This window comes from Streptomyces sp. NPDC059874, from assembly GCF_042731135.1.
Lineage (GTDB): Bacteria > Actinomycetota > Actinomycetes > Streptomycetales > Streptomycetaceae > Streptomyces.
In genome coordinates this window covers 141,714-159,512 of record NZ_JBHWJY010000008.1, presented here as the reverse complement: position 1 = coordinate 159,512, position 17,799 = coordinate 141,714, and the positions used below count along the sequence as shown (strand labels likewise).

At 72.9% G+C, this 17,799-nt stretch carries 15 protein-coding genes and 1 pseudogene; 13 read left to right on the top strand and 3 right to left on the bottom strand.

The features are described 5' to 3' along the window. Positions 1–402: pseudogene (locus tag ACFV9H_RS07570) on the top strand (hypothetical protein); the annotation flags it as partial. Then, positions 384–1,211 carry a tetratricopeptide repeat protein gene (locus ACFV9H_RS07565; RefSeq protein ID WP_385394623.1) on the top strand — a complete coding sequence of 276 codons (828 nt, stop codon included), beginning with the start codon at positions 384–386 and terminating at the stop codon, positions 1,209–1,211. The pseudogene ACFV9H_RS07570 and the gene ACFV9H_RS07565, both read left to right, overlap by 19 nt. 76 nt (positions 1,212–1,287) lie before the next feature. On the opposite strand, the gene ACFV9H_RS07560 is transcribed toward ACFV9H_RS07565, so the two are convergent. Then, complete coding sequence (locus ACFV9H_RS07560; RefSeq protein ID WP_385394621.1) at positions 1,288–2,559, bottom strand: DUF1015 family protein; 1,272 nt, start codon at positions 2,557–2,559, stop codon at positions 1,288–1,290. A gap of 112 nt (positions 2,560–2,671) precedes the next feature. Between ACFV9H_RS07560 and ACFV9H_RS07555 the strand changes: the two genes are divergently transcribed. From ACFV9H_RS07555 to ACFV9H_RS07540, 4 genes are all read left to right on the top strand, one after another. Next, a complete protein-coding gene (locus ACFV9H_RS07555) occupies positions 2,672–3,709 on the top strand; it encodes an HAD-IIA family hydrolase (RefSeq protein ID WP_385394619.1) in 1,038 nt (345 codons plus the stop codon). A gap of 71 nt (positions 3,710–3,780) precedes the next feature. Further along, complete coding sequence (locus ACFV9H_RS07550) at positions 3,781–4,839, top strand: FecCD family ABC transporter permease (RefSeq protein ID WP_385394617.1); 1,059 nt, start codon at positions 3,781–3,783, stop codon at positions 4,837–4,839. Beyond that, entirely contained in the window at positions 4,836–5,882 is a 1,047-nt protein-coding gene (locus ACFV9H_RS07545; RefSeq protein WP_385394615.1) for a FecCD family ABC transporter permease, read from the top strand. Before ACFV9H_RS07550 ends, ACFV9H_RS07545 begins: the two co-directional genes overlap by 4 nt. Then, positions 5,879–6,757: an ABC transporter ATP-binding protein gene (locus tag ACFV9H_RS07540; protein ID WP_385394612.1), complete on the top strand. Its 879-nt coding sequence runs from the start codon at positions 5,879–5,881 to the stop codon at positions 6,755–6,757. Before ACFV9H_RS07545 ends, ACFV9H_RS07540 begins: the two co-directional genes overlap by 4 nt. Before the next feature lie 178 nt (positions 6,758–6,935). Here the strand turns inward: ACFV9H_RS07540 and ACFV9H_RS07535 are convergent, their stop codons facing one another. Next, positions 6,936–7,283, bottom strand: coding sequence for an SCP2 sterol-binding domain-containing protein (locus ACFV9H_RS07535; protein ID WP_385394609.1), 348 nt, complete (start codon positions 7,281–7,283; stop codon positions 6,936–6,938). Between the two features lie 64 nt (positions 7,284–7,347). Here ACFV9H_RS07535 and ACFV9H_RS07530 point away from each other — a divergent pair, with 64 nt between their 5' ends. From ACFV9H_RS07530 to ACFV9H_RS07510, 5 genes are all read left to right on the top strand, one after another. After that, positions 7,348–7,572: a hypothetical protein gene (locus tag ACFV9H_RS07530; RefSeq protein ID WP_385394607.1), complete on the top strand. Its 225-nt coding sequence runs from the start codon at positions 7,348–7,350 to the stop codon at positions 7,570–7,572. A gap of 7 nt (positions 7,573–7,579) precedes the next feature. Then, positions 7,580–8,395 carry a TlyA family RNA methyltransferase gene (locus tag ACFV9H_RS07525; RefSeq protein ID WP_385394604.1) on the top strand — a complete coding sequence of 272 codons (816 nt, stop codon included), beginning with the start codon at positions 7,580–7,582 and terminating at the stop codon, positions 8,393–8,395. Then, complete coding sequence (locus tag ACFV9H_RS07520) at positions 8,392–9,300, top strand: NAD kinase (protein WP_385394601.1); 909 nt, start codon at positions 8,392–8,394, stop codon at positions 9,298–9,300. The genes ACFV9H_RS07525 and ACFV9H_RS07520 overlap by 4 nt, the downstream gene beginning before the upstream one ends. Positions 9,301–9,407: 107 nt before the next feature. Then, positions 9,408–11,132 carry a DNA repair protein RecN gene (gene recN, locus ACFV9H_RS07515; RefSeq protein WP_385394652.1) on the top strand — a complete coding sequence of 575 codons (1,725 nt, stop codon included), beginning with the start codon at positions 9,408–9,410 and terminating at the stop codon, positions 11,130–11,132. Positions 11,133–11,359: 227 nt separating this feature from the next. Then, positions 11,360–12,469, top strand: coding sequence for a glycosyltransferase family 4 protein (locus ACFV9H_RS07510; protein WP_385394599.1), 1,110 nt, complete (start codon positions 11,360–11,362; stop codon positions 12,467–12,469). A gap of 250 nt (positions 12,470–12,719) precedes the next feature. On the opposite strand, the gene ACFV9H_RS07505 is transcribed toward ACFV9H_RS07510, so the two are convergent. Continuing rightward, a complete protein-coding gene (locus ACFV9H_RS07505; protein ID WP_385394596.1) occupies positions 12,720–14,339 on the bottom strand; it encodes a PucR family transcriptional regulator in 1,620 nt (539 codons plus the stop codon). Between the two features lie 185 nt (positions 14,340–14,524). Here ACFV9H_RS07505 and ACFV9H_RS07500 point away from each other — a divergent pair, with 185 nt between their 5' ends. Both ACFV9H_RS07500 and ACFV9H_RS07495 read left to right on the top strand, forming a co-directional pair. Then, positions 14,525–16,099, top strand: coding sequence for an APC family permease (locus tag ACFV9H_RS07500; RefSeq protein ID WP_385394593.1), 1,575 nt, complete (start codon positions 14,525–14,527; stop codon positions 16,097–16,099). A 59-nt stretch (positions 16,100–16,158) separates the two neighbouring features. Continuing rightward, positions 16,159–17,799 (top strand): flavin monoamine oxidase family protein, encoded by a 1,641-nt coding sequence (locus ACFV9H_RS07495; protein ID WP_385394590.1) that lies wholly within the window; start codon positions 16,159–16,161, stop codon positions 17,797–17,799.

The following is a 17,799-nucleotide window of genomic DNA, read 5'->3' as shown; positions in this document are numbered from 1 at the left end:
ACCGCCCGTCCTACCCGCGTCGCGATGACCGTGGTGGGGACCGTCCGTCGTTCCGTCGTGATGACGACCGTGGTGGGCGTCCGAGCTACCCGCGTCGCGACGATGAGCGTGGTGGGTTCCGTGGCGGTCGTGACGACCGTGGCGGCGACCGCCCCTCCTACCCGCGTCGCGACGACCGTGGCGGGGACCGTCCCAGCTACCCGCGTCGTGACGACCGGGGTGGCGACCGTGGTGGGTTCCGTGGTGGCCGTGACGATCGCGGTGGCTACCGTGGTCGCGATGACCGTGGCGGCGACCGTGACTACCGCGGCGACCGCGACCGGGACCCGGTCAAGCGGCTTCCGATCGACGAGGACGTCACCGGCCTCGAGATCGACGCCGATGTGCGTCAGGAGCTCCTGAGCCTGCCCAAGGGTCTGGCCGAAGAGGTCTCCAAGAACCTGGTCATGGTCGCGCGGCTGATCGACGAGGACCCCGAGCAGGCGTACGCGTACTCGCGCATCGCCCTGCGTCTGGCCTCCCGTGTCGCCGCCGTGCGCGAGGCCGCCGGCTTCGCCGCGTACGCCACGCAGAAGTACAGCGAGGCGCTCGCGGAGTTCCGCGCCGCCAAGCGGATGACCGGCTCGGTCGAGCTGTGGCCCGTGATGGCCGACTGCGAGCGCGGCCTCGGCCGTCCGGAGCGGGCACTGGCGATGGCCGGTGAGCCCGAGGTGCAGAAGCTGGACAAGGCCGGCCAGGTCGAGATGCGGCTGGTCGCTGCCGGCGCCCGGCGGGACCAGGGGCAGCTCGACGCCGCCATCGTGACCCTGCAGAGCCCGGAGCTGGCCTCCAACACCGTCCAGCCCTGGACCGCGCGCCTGCGGTACGCCTACGCCGACGCCCTGCTGGCGGCCGGTCGTGAAGACGAGGCGCGCGAGTGGTTCGCGAAGACCCTCGAGGCCGACAAGGACGGGGCGACCGACGCCTCCGACCGCCTCGCCGAGCTCGACGGTGTCGAGTTCGTCGACGCCGCGGTCGACCTGGCCGACGATGTCGACCTCGAAGACGAGGACGTCGAGGACGACGAGGACGACGAGGAGGACGCGGCGGAGATCGCCGCGGCCGAGCGCGCTTCCGACGTCGCTGAGTACTACGACGAGGACGACGAGGAGTACGAGCCGCTGGAGGAGTCCGCGGCCGACGCCGATGTCGAGGGTCCCGAGAAGGCCTGACGCAGGGTGATGTGAAGAAGGGCGGTACCCCGGTCGGGGTACCGCCCTTCTGCGTGTTCGGCGTGGGGCCAGGAAATCAGCCGAGGCCGCGCAGGACCAGGCCCGTAGCCGGTTTCGGGCCGAAGGAAGTGGACTTGCGGGGCATGGTGACGCCCTGGCGGGCCAGGTCCCGTACGACTTCCTCCCGTACGGGGTGGAGCAGGACCGCGGTGCCGCCGTGGCGCTCGGCCTGTTCCACGGTGGCCGCGGCGTCGTGGATGTACGCGATCTGGTCCGGGGCGTCCGGTACGTGCCACAGGGCGTCGAGCAGGGTCGCGTGCAGGACCGTGGCGTCCAGCCGGCGCCAGGCCTCGGGGCGGTCGTGCCGGACCGTGCGGTCGAGGAGATCCAGGTCGGGGTCGGTGACCAGGTGGAAGGAGCCGTCGCCGGTGAGGAGGAAGGCGTTGCCCCGCTCCGCGGCGTCCGAGAGGGCCTCCAGGGCCAGCGGGAGCGGCCCCTCGACCTCGCGGACCCGGAACAGGCCGGCGAGCGCGGCCAGGGCGTCCGAGAGCGGCAGGCGGCGCAGCACGCGGTGGATGGCGCGGACCTGGAGCGGGTAGCGGGCGGTGTCCACCAGGAGGACCAGGCCGAAGTCCCACGCGGTGGGTGAGCCGTGCTCCTCCTGGAGGCGCAGGTACGTGGCCCAGCGGTGGTGGCCGTCGGCGATGAGGGCCTGGCGGTGGCCGAGATCGGCCGTCACGGTGGCCAGTTCGGCCGGATCGGTGATGGCCCAGAGGCGGTGCTGGAAGCCGTCCTCGGTGGTGGTCGACAGGAGGGGTGCGCGCTGGGCCGCCCGCTCCACGACCGCTGCCGCGCCCGCGGCGGGGTCGTCGCCGCGGTAGGTGAGGAGGAGGGGTTCGAGATTGGCCGCGGTGGCCCGCATCAGGCCTGCGCGGTCGGTGACCACATCCGGCATGACGTCCTCGTGGGGGAGGACGATGCCCTCCTCGGCGGTGGACAGGGCGAGGGCGCCGATGATCCCGCGCTGGAGCAGACCGGCCCTGCGCTGCTCGTACACGTACAGCGCGGGCTCGGGATCGGCGCTCAGGATGCCTTCGGCCAGCCAGTGGCGCAGGGTGCGCGCCGCCTGTTCGTTGCGCGCGGCCGGGGTGCCGGCCTGCGGGAGGATCAGGCGGACGATGTTGTGCGGGTCGGCGGATTCGAGGTGGTCGACTCCGTCGGGGCGCACGACCACGTCGTACGGCGGCGAGGTGACGGCGGCCAGGCTGCCGACACGCTCCGGGACATAGCGCAGGCCGTGGAACGGGATCAGCCGCAGCCCGTGGTCCGCGGTGCCAGAAGTGGTCATTGGTGCATGGTAAGTCGCGTCTCGCCATGCGGGATGATCGGGGCAGTACGGAATCGGACAAGATCGATCTCCCCCAGCCGACGCTGGGAGGGGGCCCATGAGGAGTGGACGGATGACCCGGCACACCAGGACCAGCCCGGCGGCGAGTGAGCAGAGTCTGCACGCGGCGTACGACACTGCACTGCTGGACCTCGACGGTGTGGTGTACGCGGGCGGGCAGGCCATCGCGCACGCCGTGGAGTCGCTCGCGGTCGCCCGGGCGGAGGGAATGCACCTCGCGTACGTCACGAACAACGCGCTGCGCACCCCGGACGCGGTGGCGGAGCACCTGAGCGAGCTGGGCATCCCGACCGAGGCCGGCGAGGTGATCACCTCGGCGCAGGCGGTGGCCCGGCTGATCGCGGAGCAGGTGGAGCCGGGGTCGAAGGTGCTGGTGATCGGCGGCGAGGGGCTTCGGGTCGCGCTGCGCGAGCGCGGGCTGGTGCCGGTGGAGTCCGCCGAGGAGGAGGGGCTCGCGGCGGTGGTCCAGGGGTACGGCGGGCCGGACCTGGCGTGGGGGCGGTTCGCGGAGGCCTCGTACGCGATCAACCGCGGAGTGCCGTGGTACGCGTCCAACACCGACCTGACGATTCCGGGGGCGCGCGGGATCGCGCCGGGCAACGGGGCCGCGGTGGAGGTCGTACGGATCGCCACGGGCGCGGAGCCGCAGGTGGCGGGCAAGCCGCTGCCCCCGATGCACCGGGAGACGGTGCTGCGGACCGGGGCGGAGCGGCCCCTCGTGGTCGGGGACCGGCTGGACACGGACATCGAGGGTGCCTTCAACGGCGAGGTGGACTCGCTGCTGGTGCTGACCGGGGTGACCGACGCGGAGCAGCTGGTGCGGGCCGAGCCCCGGCACCGGCCGACGTACGTGGACCGGGACCTGCGGGGGCTGCTGACCGGCCAGCCGGAGGTGGAGCCGGCGGAGGGCGGATTCCGCTGCGGTGGATGGATCGCGGTCGCGTTGAACAGCGGTGTGCTGGAGCTGCGCGGGGAGGGCGGGGATCCGGTCGACGGGCTGCGGGCGTTGTGCGCGGCGGCCTGGACCGCTGCCGGGGACGGGGTGTGCACGCTGGACGCGGCGAAGGCGCTGGCCAAGCTGGGTCTCTAGCGCTGTGGCCGGCCCGGCCGGGGCCGTTCGGGTGATCCGGAACGGGCGCAGGGTAGGCTAACCTAACTCGCGTGTTGGTCGAGAGTCCCCCCGAACCCGAACCGAGCGCGGCGCCCGCACCGGGCGCCGTCGCCCGCCCGCGGCATGCCCCGCGCGTAGCCGGTCTGCTCGCCGCCCTCGCGGTGCTGGCGCTGATCGCCGTCCTGAGCATCGCCGTGGGCGCCAAGCAGATGCCCCTCGACGAGGTCTGGCACGGCCTGTTCGACTATGCGGGGACGCCGTCCGACGTGGTCGTGCGGGACCTCCGGGTCCCGCGCACCCTGCTCGGTCTGATGGTCGGGCTGGGGCTCGGCCTGTCCGGCGCGGTGATGCAGGCGCTGACCCGCAACCCGCTCGCCGAACCGGGCATCCTCGGCGTCAACGCGGGCGCGGCCGCCGCCGTGGTCTCCGCGATCAGCTTCTTCGGGGCGAGTTCGCTGAGCGAGTTCGTGTGGTGGGCCTTCCTCGGCGCCGCCGTCGTCTCGGTCGTCGTCTACGTGCTCGGGGGCAGCCGCAGCGCGACGCCGGTACGCCTCGCCCTCGCCGGTACGGCGGCCAGCGCGGCCCTGGTCGGCTACATCAACGCCGTGCAGCTGATGGACAGCAAGGCGCTGGACAAGCTGCGCTTCTGGACGGTGGGTTCGCTGTCCTCCGCCAACATGGACACCGTCCGCCAGGTCGCCCCCTTCCTGCTGGCCGGCGCGGTGCTCGCGCTGACGCTGGGCCGCTCCCTCAACGCGATGGCCCTGGGCGACGACACCGCGCGGGCGCTCGGCGCCAACCTGACGCGGACCCGGATCGGCGCCATGCTCGCCATCACCCTGCTCTGCGGCGCCGCGACCGCTGCCTGCGGGCCCATCGTCTTCATCGGGCTGATGATCCCGCACCTGGTGCGGGCGTTCACCGGGCCCGACATGCGCTGGGTGCTCGCCTACTCGGCGGTGCTGTCGCCCGTGCTGCTGCTCGGCGCCGACGTCATCGGCCGAGTCGTCACCCGGCCCGCCGAACTCCAGGTCGGCATCGTCACCGCCCTCATCGGCGGGCCCGTCTTCATCTACCTGGTTCGGCGCAAGAGGATGGCCCAGCTGTGACCGTGACCGCCAAAACCCGCCGGCTGGACCTCCCCGGCGGGATCTCGCTGCGCGTCGAGCGGCGTGCGCTGGGCGCGGGGGTGCTGCTCGCCGTCGCGGCGTTCGCGCTGGCCGTGCTGCTCATCGGTACCGGCGACTTCCAGATCGCGCCGTGGGACGTCGTACAGACCCTGCTCGGCAACGGCAGCCCCGCCAACGACTTCATCGTCAACGACCTGCGGCTGCCCCGGGTCCTGGTCGCCCTGCTCGTCGGCGCGGCCCTGGGGATGGCCGGAGCCGTCTTCCAGTCCGTCTCCCGCAACCCGCTGGGTTCGCCGGACCTGCTCGGTTTCGGGTACGGGTCGGTGGTCGGTGCGCTCGTCGTCATCATCCTGTTCAAGGGCGGCGCCACCGAGGTGGCCGTCGGCGCGCTGGTCGGCGGAGTACTGGCCGGAATCGCCGTGTACCTGTTGGCGTACAAGCGCGGGATCCACGGCTACCGGCTCGTGCTCGTGGGCATCGGCGCCTCCGCCATGCTCATCGCCGTGATCCAGTACCTGATCACGAAGGCCCAGATGGTCGAGGCCACCCGCGCGATGGTCTGGCTGACCGGCTCGCTGGCCGGCCGGGACTGGGCCCAGGTCTGGCCGCTGCTCGGGGTCTGCGCGGTGCTCTTCCCGCTGATCCTCACCCAGGGCCGGGCCCTGCGGATGATGGAGATGGGTGACGACGCCGCGTACGCCCTCGGGGTACGGGTGGAACGCACCCGGCTGCTGCTGATGCTCGGGGCGATCCTGCTCACCACCGCGGCGAGCGCGGCGGCCGGGCCGATCAACTTCGTGGCGCTGGCCGCGCCGCAGCTGGTGCGGCGCCTGACCCGGTCGCCCGGGGCGAACCTGCTGTCCGCCGCGCTGATGGGCTCGGTGCTGCTGCTGGTGTCCGACTGGGCCTCGCAGCGGGCGTTCGGCGCCGACCAGCTTCCGGTGGGTGTGGTGACCGGACTCGTCGGCGGTGTCTACCTGCTCTGGCTGCTCGTCACCGAGCGCAAGGCGGGACGTATATGAAGTCGAAGGCAAGAGGGAGTGCGAAAGTGCAGCGGCTGACCGCGGAGAACGTGACCCTCGGCTACGACCAGCGGGTCATCGCCGAGAACCTGTCGGTGGAGATCCCCGACAACTCCTTCACCGTGATCGTCGGACCCAACGCCTGCGGCAAGTCCACCCTGCTGCGGGCCCTTTCGCGGATGCTGAAGCCGACCGTGGGGCGGGTGCTGCTCGACGGGCAGGCCATCGGGACGATGCCGGCGAAGAAGGTGGCCAAGACGCTGGGCCTGCTGCCGCAGTCGTCGATCGCGCCGGACGGGATCACGGTGGCGGACCTCGTGTCGCGCGGGCGGTACCCGCACCAGGGGCTGCTGCGGCAGTGGTCGCCCGAGGACGAGCGGATCGTGCGCGAGTCGATGGCCTCGACGGGGGTCGCCGAGCTGGCCGACCGGGCCGTGGACGAGCTGTCGGGCGGGCAGCGGCAGCGGGTGTGGATCGCGATGGCGCTGGCGCAGCAGACGCCGCTGCTGCTGCTGGACGAGCCGACGACCTATCTCGACATCCAGCACCAGATCGACGTGCTGGACCTGTGCGCGGAGCTGCACGAGGAGCAGGGGCGGACGCTGGTGGCCGTGCTGCACGACCTGAACCATGCCGCGCGGTACGCGACGCACCTGATCGCGATGCGGGGCGGGGAGGTCGTGGCGGAGGGGGCGCCGGGGGAGGTCGTGACCGCGGAGTTGGTGGAGCGGGTGTTCGGGCTGCGCTGCCAGGTGATCTCCGATCCGGAGACCGGGACGCCGCTTGTGATTCCGGCCGCGCGGGTGGCCCGTGCCGGTGCCGGTGCCGGTGCCGGTGCCGGTGCCCGTGGCGGGGCGGGGGCTCGCGCCGAGTAGCGGGTGGGGCGCCGCTGCTGGGGCTCCGCCCCGGACCCCGCGCCTCAAACGCCGGCGGGGCTGAAGATCGGGGCTCCGCCCCGGACCCCGCGCCTCAAACGCCGGCGGGGCTGGAGTCGCCCCCGGCGGGGCTGGAGTTGCCCCCGGCGGGGCTGGGTGCGGCCGGGGGCGGGTTTGGTTAGAGCAGGGCCTTCAGGCGGAGGAGGTCGCGGAGGCCGGCTTCGAGTTTTACTCGGCCCGAGGTCCAGGCCTTGGCGAATTTGAGGTTGCCCGCGACGAGGGCGACCAGGTCGTCGCCGGTCATGGCCAGGCGGATTTCGGCCTTCGTGGCGGGTGGGCCCGGGGCGACCGCGTCCACGCGGATGCGGCCGCCCTCGAGGCGGCCCGTGAAGGTCCGGTCGAGGTCCGTGATGTGGCAGCTCAGCGAGCGGTCGAGTGCGGCCGCGCCGCGGACGCCGCCGTCCGCCCCGGCGAGGTTGTCTGAGAGTTGGTCGAGTGCGGCTCGGCACTCATCGATCGTAGCCATCGTGATCACGACGGTACCGCAGAGCCATGCGTGGTCGTCGGGCGCTTCGGGGTAGCGTCTGGGCATGAACGACGAAGCCGACGAAGCCGGGGCCGCGCCGCTGGGGCTCGTACGCACCCCCACCGGGCACGATGGCGTGGACGCGGAGCTGGAGCGGCTGGCGGACGTGGACCACCTCGCGGCGGACGGACACGTCGAGGTGTACGAGGATGTGCACAGGGGGCTGCGCGAGGCGCTGACCGCGCTGGACGCACCGCCCGTCCCTGGTCCGTACGAAAACAGGAGCTGAACCGAACGTGGCAGGAGTGGCACGCCGCCGCCTGGACGCCGAACTGGTACGCCGGAGCATGGCCCGCTCGCGCGAGCACGCCGCGCAGCTGATCGCCGCGGGCCGGGTGACCGTGGGCGGTACCACCGCGACCAAGGCGGCCACCCAGGTGGAGACCAGCGCGGCCCTGGTCGTGCTGAAGGACGACAGCGATCCGGATTACGTGTCGCGGGGCGGCCACAAGCTCGCGGGGGCGCTGGCGGCCTTCCAGCCGCAGGGGCTGCGGGTCGAGGGGCGCCGGGCGCTGGACGCCGGGGCGTCGACCGGAGGCTTCACGGACGTGCTGCTGCGGGCCGGCGTGGCCCATGTCATGGCCGTCGACGTCGGCTACGGACAGCTCGCCTGGTCGCTGCAGAGCGACGATCGGGTCACGGTCAAGGACCGGACGAACGTCCGTGAACTGACGGTGGAGCTGATCGACGGGATTCCGGTGGACCTGGTCGTCGGTGACCTGTCGTTCATCTCGATCGGACTGGTGCTGCCCGCGCTCGTACGGTGCTGCGCGCCGGACGCGGACCTGGTGCTGATGGTGAAGCCGCAGTTCGAGGTCGGCAAGGACCGGCTGGGCAGCGGTGGTGTGGTGCGCAGCGCGGAGCTGCGGGCCGAGGCGGTACGCGACGTGGCGGCGCAGGCCTGGAAGCTGGGGCTGGGCGTGCTCGGTGTGACGGCGAGTCCGCTGCCGGGTCCTTCGGGCAACGTCGAGTACTTTCTGTGGCTGCGGGCGGGGGCACCGGCACTCGACCCGGCGGATGTTGACCGTGCAGTGGCGGAGGGGCCGCAGTGACAGATTCATCGGGGGAACGGACTGTTTTTCTGCTCGCGCACACCGGACGGCCCGCGGCCATCCGAAGTGCCGAGCTGGTCGTGAAGGGCCTGTTGCGCTGCGGTCTGGGCGTACGGGTCTTCGCGCACGAGGCGGCGGACCTGCCGCTGCCGCCGGAGGTGGAGCTCGTCACCGAGTCCAGCCCGGGCGTGCTCGACGGCTGTGAGCTGCTGATCGTGCTGGGCGGGGACGGGACGCTGCTGCGCGGCGCCGAGTTCGCGCGGGCCTCGGGGGTGCCCATGCTGGGCGTCAACCTGGGTCGCGTCGGGTTCCTCGCCGAGGCCGAGCGCGACGACCTGGACAAGGTCGTGGACCGGGTGGTGACCCGGGACTACGAGGTCGAGGAGCGGATGACCCTCGACGTGATCGTGCGGACGAACGGCGACGTGGTCCACCGGGACTGGGCGCTGAACGAGGCCGCGGTCCAGAAGGTGTCGCCGGAGCGGATGCTGGAGGTGGTCCTGGAGATCGACGGGCGCCCGGTGTCCGGCTTCGGCTGTGACGGGATCGTCTGCGCGACCCCGACCGGCTCGACGGCGTACGCCTTCTCCGCGGGCGGGCCGGTGGTCTGGCCGGAGGTGGAGGCGCTGCTGATGGTGCCGATCAGCGCGCACGCGCTGTTCGCGAAGCCGCTGGTGACCTCGCCGAACTCGGTCCTGGCGGTGGAGGTGCAGACCGGTACCCCGCACGGGGTCCTGTGGTGTGACGGCCGGCGCACGCTGGAGCTGCCCGCCGGGGCCCGGGTGGAGGTCCGGCGGGGGGCGGTGCCGGTGCGGCTCGCCCGGCTGCACCACGCGTCGTTCACGGACCGGCTCGTCGCGAAGTTCGCGCTGCCGGTGTCGGGTTGGCGTGGGGCGCCTCACTGACGGACACCGAGCCGTGTAGTTAATAGCACATCCGTTCGGGGAACTTGGAACGGGTGACGTCACATGGCACCCCTGAACCTCGGTATCGTCGTCCCGTGCTTGAGGAGATGCGGATACGGTCGCTCGGGGTCATCGACGACGCGGTGGTCGAGCTGTCGCCCGGTTTCACCGCGGTGACCGGCGAGACCGGTGCGGGCAAGACGATGGTCGTCACCAGCCTCGGGCTGCTGCTCGGCGGTCGGGCCGACCCGGCCCTCGTACGGATCGGGGCCAAGGCCGCGGTGGTCGAGGGTCGCATCGTCATGCGCCCGGACGCCCCCGCCGCCCTGCGCGCCGAGGAGGCCGGGGCCGAGCTCGACGACGGCGCCCTGCTGATCAGCCGGACCGTGTCCGCCGAAGGGCGCTCGCGCGCCCACGTCGGCGGCCGCTCCGTGCCCGTCGGCCTGCTCGGCGAGCTCGCGGACGACCTGGTCGCCGTACACGGGCAGACCGACCAGCAGGGGCTGCTGCGGCCCGCCCGGCAGCGCCAAGCCCTCGACCGGTACGCCGGGGACGCCGTCGCCGTCCCGCTGGAGAAGTACGGCTCGGCCTACCGCAGGCTCCGCGCGGTCGCCGTGGAGCTGGAGGAGATCACCACCCGGGCCCGGGAACGCGCCCAGGAGGCGGACCTGCTGCGCTTCGGGCTGGACGAGATCACGGCCGTGGAGCCGGTGGCCGGCGAGGACGTCGAGCTGGCGGCGGAGGCGGAGCGGCTCGGCCACGCCGAATCGCTGGCCTCGGCGGCGCAGCTCGCGCACGGCGCGCTCGCGGGCAATCCCGAGGACCCGGAGGGCATCGACGCGAACACGCTCGTCGCGGGCGCCCACCGCGCGCTGGAATCCGTACGTTCCCACGACCCGGCGCTCGGCGCGCTCGCCGAACGGATCGGGGAGCTGGGCATCCTGCTCGCGGACGTGGCCGGGGAGCTGGCGGGCTACGCGGACGACCTGGACGCCGACCCGCTGCGGCTGGCCGCGGTGGAGGAGCGCCGGGCGGCGCTGACCCAGCTGACCCGCAAATACGGCACCGCGGGCACCGTGGACGGCGTACTGGAGTGGGCCGAGCAGGGCGCGACGCGGCTGCTGGAACTGGACGGCGACGACGAGCGGATCACGGAGCTGACCGCCGAGCGGGACGGGCTGCGTTCCGAACTGTCGCTGCTGGCCCAGGCGTTGACGGACGCCCGGGTGGAAGCGGCCACGCGCTTCGCCTCCGCCGTGACGGCGGAGCTGGCGTCGCTGGCGATGCCGCACGCCCGGGTGACCATCGACATCCGGCAGGTGGAGGACCCCGAAGGAGTGGAGGTCGACGGCCGCCCGGTCGCGTACGGGCCTTCCGGCACCGACGAGGTCGAACTGCTGCTGGCGCCGCACCCCGGGGCCCAGCCGAGGCCGATCGCGAAGGGCGCCTCGGGCGGTGAGCTGTCCCGGGTGATGCTGGCGGTGGAGGTGGTCTTCGCGGGCTCCGACCCGGTGCCGACGTACCTCTTCGACGAGGTGGACGCGGGAGTCGGCGGCAAGGCGGCGGTCGAGGTCGGCCGACGCCTCGCGAAGCTGGCCAAGTCCGCGCAGGTCGTGGTCGTCACGCACCTGCCGCAGGTGGCGGCCTTCGCGGACCGGCAGCTGCTGGTCGAGAAGACCAACGACGGGTCCGTGACGAGGAGCGGTGTCACGGTGTTGGAGGGCGAGGACCGGATCCGGGAGCTGTCGCGGATGCTGGCCGGTCACGAGGACTCGGTCTCGGCGCGGGCGCACGCGGAGGAACTCCTGGCGGCGGCGCGCGCGGACGGGTGAGCCGTGTTCCGTTTGGGCGGTGAAGGGTCCGGAGCGTACGCGTTCCGGACCCTTCGCCGTGTCCCGGCCGGGCGCCGAGGTGACGGCGCGCTAGCCCGTGTGGGTGAGGATGGGTGGTGTCCGGCGGTATCTCGTACGGGATCCGCACCCGTATGGTCCCGGAACGCGCGTGCGGACTGGCATCCTGGGCGTCGTCTCTGACTCCCCTCACCCTGGAGCTTCGGCCCGTGAGCAGCTCCCCGGTTTCCGCCTCCCTTCCGGCACAGCCCTACGGGCGGCCGCCGCTGCGTACCGTCCAGGTGCTCGGCGGCGCCGCCGGCACGGGCAGCAGCGCGCACGTACGGTCCCTCGCGACGGGGCTCGCCGCGCGCGGGGTGCGGGTCACGGTGTGCGCTCCCGTGCGGACGGAGGGGGAGTACGACTTCACGGGCGCGGGCGCGCAGTTCGCGCCCGACGCGGTGAGCGTGCTGCGGGCCGCCTGCGCGGGGGCGGACGTGGTGCACGCGCACGGCGTACGGGCCGGGGCCCGGGCGCTGTTGGCCCTGCGGGGGCGCAGGGTGCCGCTGGTGGTGAGCTGGCACGGGGACGGCCCGGCGGCCGACGGGGCGCTCGGGCGGCTGAGCCGGATGCTGGAACGGCACGTGGCCCGGGCCGCGGCGGTGGTCCTCGGGGCCTCCTCCGACCAGGTGGACCTCGCCCGGCTGCGGGGGGCGCGGGACGCGAGGCTGTCGCCGGTCGCCGTGCCGTCGAGCTCTTCGGGGGCCGAGCCGGACAAGGCGCGGGCGGAACTCGGGGCGGTGGAGCGGCCGTTGCTCATCGCGGTCGGGAGCCTGGTGCCGCACCGGGGGTACTCCGTACTGCTGGACGCGGCGCGGGAGTGGCGTGCGCTGGACCCGATGCCGCTGCTGGTCATCGCGGGGGAAGGGCCGCTACGGGCCGAACTCGCCCGGCGGATCGACGCGGAGGCCCTGCCGGTGCGTCTGCTGGGGCGGCGCCGGGACGCGGCGCGGCTGCTGGCGGCGGCGGACGTGGCGGTGCTGCCGAGCCGGTGGGAGGCGCGGGCCCTGCTGGCGCAGGAGGCGCTGCGGGCCGGGGTGGCCCTGGTGGCCACGTCGGTCGGGGGAGTGCCGGAGCTGGTGGGGGAGGGGGCGGTGCTGGTCCCGCCGGGGGACGCGGGGGCGCTGGCCGCCGCCGTGACCGGGCTGCTGGCGGATCCCGTGCGCCGTGCGGATCTGGCTGCCGCCGGGCGGGTGCAGGCCGCGACGTGGCCGTCGGAGGACGACACCGTCGCGCAGGTCCTGTCCGTCTACGACGAGCTGATGGAACGCCGCCGGTAGCCCGGAGGGCAGCCGGGGCTCTACCCCGCGCCTCAATCGCCGGCGGGGCTGGATGTTGCGCCTGGATTGCCGCGCAGCGGCACTTTCAGCCTCGCCGGCGTTTGAGGCGCGGGTCCGGGCAGACCCTGGGGGCGCCTGCCAGCGGTAGCTGGGGGAGGAACGGTGGAAGGGTGGGTAGGGGACACGCCCCGCAGGGCACCCCCACACCCCCGCCCGGCGGCCGCCTTGCCATCGGCGGGCGGGCGGTGCGTCAAGAAGGGACGTGGCGGCGGGCGCGGAGGGCGAGGCTGAGGGAGAGGACCGTTTCGGGGTCGTCCAGGTCCGTGCCCAGGAGCTCCGAGATGCGGGCCAGGCGGTTGTACAGGGTCTGGCGGTTCAGGTGGAGCTCGCGGGCGGTCTCCGCCTTGCGGCCCGCGTGGGCCAGGTACGTCTCCAGGGTGGGCAGGAGAGGCGGGCGGGACGTCGTGTCGTGGGTGCGCAGCGGGCCGATCGCGCGGTCCACGAAAGCCGCCAGGTCGGGGTGTTCGCGCAGCCGCCACAGGAGGAGGTCGATGTCCAGGCGGCGGGCGTCGTACCAGGGCCGGGCCGGCAGGCCATGGGCGGCGGTGGCGGTCTCCGCCGCGTGCCGCAGGCCCGCCGAGGCGGCCGCCCAGCCGCCCGCGACCCCCACGACCACGGCCGGCGGGGCGACCGCGCGGTCCAGCCCGGCCCGCTCCACGCCCGCCCGCAGCGCGGCCGCGACCCGGTCCGCCACCGCCGTGCGCTCCGTTTCGGTGCGGAGGGAGACCAGGAGCGGGACGCGCCCTTCCACCGGGCGGACGCCCAGGAGCACCGGGACCCCGACCGAGGCCAGTTCCTCCAGGACCGCGCGGGCCAGCACCGCCCAGTTGCCGGACGGCCCGAGGTCCGAGCCCAGTCGCATGACGACCGGGAGCAGCGGCCCGGCGCCCGGTTTGAAGCCCAGTACGCGGGCCTGTGACGGGGCGTCATCCGCGCTGATGCGGCCCTCCGCGAGGTCCGTCAGGAAGTCGCCCCGGCCGCGCGCCGCCAACTCCTCCTCCTGACGCGCCTGCATGAGGACCACCGCGAGCACGCCCGCCGTGCGTTCCGCCGCCATCCGGTGCACCGGCTGCAGCGGGGTCGTGACCCCGACCAGGACCACCCGGGCCCGTACCGAGCCGGTGCCGGGGCCCCCGCCCGGTACGTCGACCACCACAGTGTTCGCCGACGGCTCGGCCTCGCGTTGGCCCCGTAGCCCCTCCCACACCTGGAGCGGGTCCGCGCCCGCGTCCGCCGCCGAGCTGCCGGCCGCGTACAGCAGCTGGCCGTCCGGGGTCTCCAGGAAGACCGGGTTGCCCGTGAAGTCGGCCAGGATCCGCAGGACCTGGGGGATGCCTCCGCCGCCCAACAGGGCCTCCGTACATCGCCGGTGGACTTCCTCGGCGCGCTGGAGCAGGGCGTAGTGGTGGTTGACGATCTCGGTGTGGATCTCCTCCGTCACCGCCACGAAGGGGACTTCCCGGTGGAGCTGGACGAGCGGGAGGCCGGCGGTTCGGGCCGTTTCCACGAGGGTCGCCGGGAGCCGGGTGAAGCGCGGGCCCAGCTCGACGACCAGCGCGGCGATGCCCCGGTCCGCGAGGCGGCGTACGAAGGCACGCTGTTCGGCGGGCCTGGTGCCGAGCCCGAGCCCCGTGGTCAGCAGCAGTTCGCCGCCCTTGAGGAGGGAGGCGATGTTCGGCACCTCGCCCGCGTGCACCCACCGGACGGTGCGCCCCAGGCGGTCGGCGCAGGCCACCACCTCCGGCAGCCCGCTGCGCAGCCCCGGCAGCTCAAGTGCCCGCTGAACTGTGATCCCGCCCTGGTCGTCCATATCGCGGGACGGTACCGGCCTGCTTGTTCCAGTGACATCACCTACGGGTTACAAATGCCGCGCTCTGCCCCATCCGGACCGACAACTCGTCTTCCCCGCAAGGAGATTATCGGACCACATGCCGATTGTGGTCTGCGTCACGCGGGGCGAGAGTGGCGGCCACCCATTCACAGGAAGAGGACGCCATGAGCATAGGCACGACCAGCGGGTCATCCCAGACACCCGCGGCCCCGCAGGTGCAGCGACTCAAGGCCAACTCGGTCGGGCTGGTCGGCGTCGTCTTCATGGCAGTCGCCACCGCCGCCCCGATCACGGCGATGACGGGCAACCTCCCCATCGCCGTCGGCTTCGGCAACGGCACGGGAGCCCCGGCCGGATACCTCTTCGCCACCGTCGTGCTGACCGTCTTCGCGGTCGGCTACGTGGCCATGGCCAAGCGGATCACCGCCGCCGGAGCCTTCTACGGATACATCTCGCACGGCCTCGGCCGGATCGCCGGCATGGCCTCCGGAATGCTCGCCGTCCTCGCGTACATCGTCTTCGAGGCGTCGATCGTCGGGGTGTTCTCGTACTTCACGAAGACCACCGTCCACGACCAACTGGGCATCGACCTGCCGTGGATCGTCTACGCGGCCGGCATGCTGGCCGTCACGGCGGCCCTCGCGCACTTCGACATCAACCTGACGGCCAAGGCCCTCGGCGTGATGCTCGTCGCCGAGATCGCCGTGCTGTTCGCCGTGGCCACCGCGGTCCTGATCGCCGGCGGCGGCCCGGAGGGCATCCCGTTCGAACCCGTCAACCCGAAGAACGCGTTCACCGGCACCTCCGCCGGTCTCGGCCTCTTCTTCGCCTTCTGGTCCTGGGTCGGCTTCGAGTCCACCGCCATGTACGGCGAGGAGTCCCGCGACCCCAAGCGGGTCATCCCCAAGGCCACCCTCATCTCCGTCGTCGGCGTCGGCCTCTTCTACATCTACGTCTCCTGGATGACCATCGCGGGCAACGGCCTGGCCAAGTCCGTCGAACTGTCCGCCTCCACCAGCCCCCTCGACCTCTTCTTCGCCCCCACCCAGACCTTCATCGGCACCTGGGCCGTCGACGCCTTCCAATGGCTGCTGCTCACCGGGTCCTTCGCCTGCGGCATGGCCTTCCACCAGTGCGCCGCCCGCTACCTCTACGCCATCGGCCGTGAGGGCTTCCTGTCGCCGAAGCTCGGCCACACCCACCCCAAGCACGGGTCCCCGTACGTGGCCTCGGTCGTGCAGACCGCCATCGCCACCGCGCTCGTCGTCGGCTTCTGGGCCACCGGTCAGGACCCGTACCTGCACCTCTACACGCTGCTCGCGATCCTCGGCACGATGGCGATCCTGATCGTCCAGACGCTGTGCTCCTTCGCCGTCATCGGCTACTTCCGCAAGAACCACCCCGAGGACCGACACTGGTTCAAGACCTTCACCGCCCCGCTGCTCGGCGGCATCGGCATGATCGCCGTCGTGGTGCTGCTGGTCCTCAACATGGAGACCGCGGCGGGCAGCGCGGCCGGATCGTTCTTCTTCAAGCTGATCCCGTGGATCGTCGGCGCCGTCTTCCTCGGCGGCCTCGGCCTCGGCTTCTGGCTCAAGGCGAAGGCCCCCGCGCGCTACGAGATCATCGGCCGGATCGTCCTGGAAGACGCCGCCGAGCGCCCCGGCGACGCCCCGGGCCTGAGCGTCGTGCCCGGGCAGGGCGCCACCCCCTCCGACACCACTTCCGCGAACGCGTAGGCGTGTCACCGCTCCCTGATCCGGCCTGACCGACAAGACACTCCCTAGGAGCCCCCGCCATGGCCCGTACCCCGCTCATGCACGCGCTGCGCCGGCTCGCCGCCGAGCACGCAGCCGCCGAGCGCCTCGACATGCCCGCCGCCGAGGTCCGCGGATCCACCCGCCGTGAACTCCTCGGCCGCGCCGCCGCCCTCGGTCTCGGCACCGCCCTCGCCGGCTCCGTCGCCTCGACCGCGTACGCCGCCGAAACCGCCCCCGACAAGAAGCCCGTCACCCCCGGCAACCCCGCCCGCGTCGCTGTGATCGGCGCCGGCATCTCCGGCCTGACCGCCGCCCTCACCCTCAAGGACGCGGGCGTCGACTGCACCCTCTACGAGGCCAACCCCAGCCGCGTCGGCGGCCGCATGTGGACCCAGCGGAGCCACTGGGCGTACGGACAGACCTCCGAGATCGGCGGTGAGCTGATCGACACCAGCCACAAGAAGATCCTGGAGCTCTGTCGCCGCTTCAACCTGCCCGTCGAGGACTTCCTCGGCGGCGGCCCCAACGGGGCCGAGGAAGTGCTCTGGTTCAACGGGGAGTACTACTCCCGCACCCAGGCCGACGAAGACTTCAAGGCCGTCTACCAGGCCCTGCGCCGGGACCTCTCGGAGGCCGGGGAGGTCTCCTGGAACACCACCACCGCCACCGGCACCGCCCTCGACAACATGACCCTGTACGAGTGGATCGAGACCCGGGTCCCCGGCGGCCACGGCTCGCAACTCGGCCGGTTCATCGACGTGGCCTACAACGTCGAGTACGGCGCCGACACCGACCAGCAGTCCGCGCTCGCCCTGGTCCTGCTGATGGGCTACCAGACCAACCCGGGCAACTTCAACGTCTGGGGCCTGTCCAACGAGCGCTACCACATCACCGGCGGCAACGACCGGCTGCCGAACGCTATCGCCGCCGCCCTGCCCGCCGGTTCGATCGTGATGGGCCGCGAGCTGGTCGCCGTACGGGCCAACGCCGACGGCACCCAAACCCTGACCTTCAACGACTCCGGCTCCGTACGCACCGCCATCGCCGACCACACCGTCCTGTGCCTGCCGTTGCCGATCCTCCAGCGCATCGACACCTCGCAGGCCGGCTTCGACCCGCTCATGCGGAACCTGCTGCGCGACGCCCGGATGGGCTACTGCACCAAGCTCAACATGCAGTTCACCGCCCGCCCCTGGCGCGGCACCGGCCCCTGGCCCGGCGTGTCCGCGGGCGACTGCTTCACGGACTCCGAGGTCCAGCAGACCTGGGACACCACCAAGGTGCAGCCCGGCACCGGCGGCATCCTGCTCCAGTACGGCGGCGGCACCCTCGCCGGGTCACTGGCGCCCGCGAGCCCCTTCTCCACCGAGTCCGACCCCTACGTGCGCGCCCTCGCCGGCCGCATGCTGACCGGCATCGACGCCTTCTACCCGGGCACCAAGGCCGTCTGGACGGGCAAGGCCCAGCTCTCCGCCTGGCACCGCAACCCGTACTCGCTCGGCGCGTACTCGTACTGGCCCACCGGCTACCTGCACCGCTACGCCAAGTACGAGGGCACCGCGCAGGGCAACGTCCACATCGGCGGCGAGCACTGCAGCTACGACTTCCAGGGCTTCATGGAAGGCGGCGCCACCGAGGGCGAGCGGGCGGCGCGCGAGGTGATCGCCGCCCTCACGTGA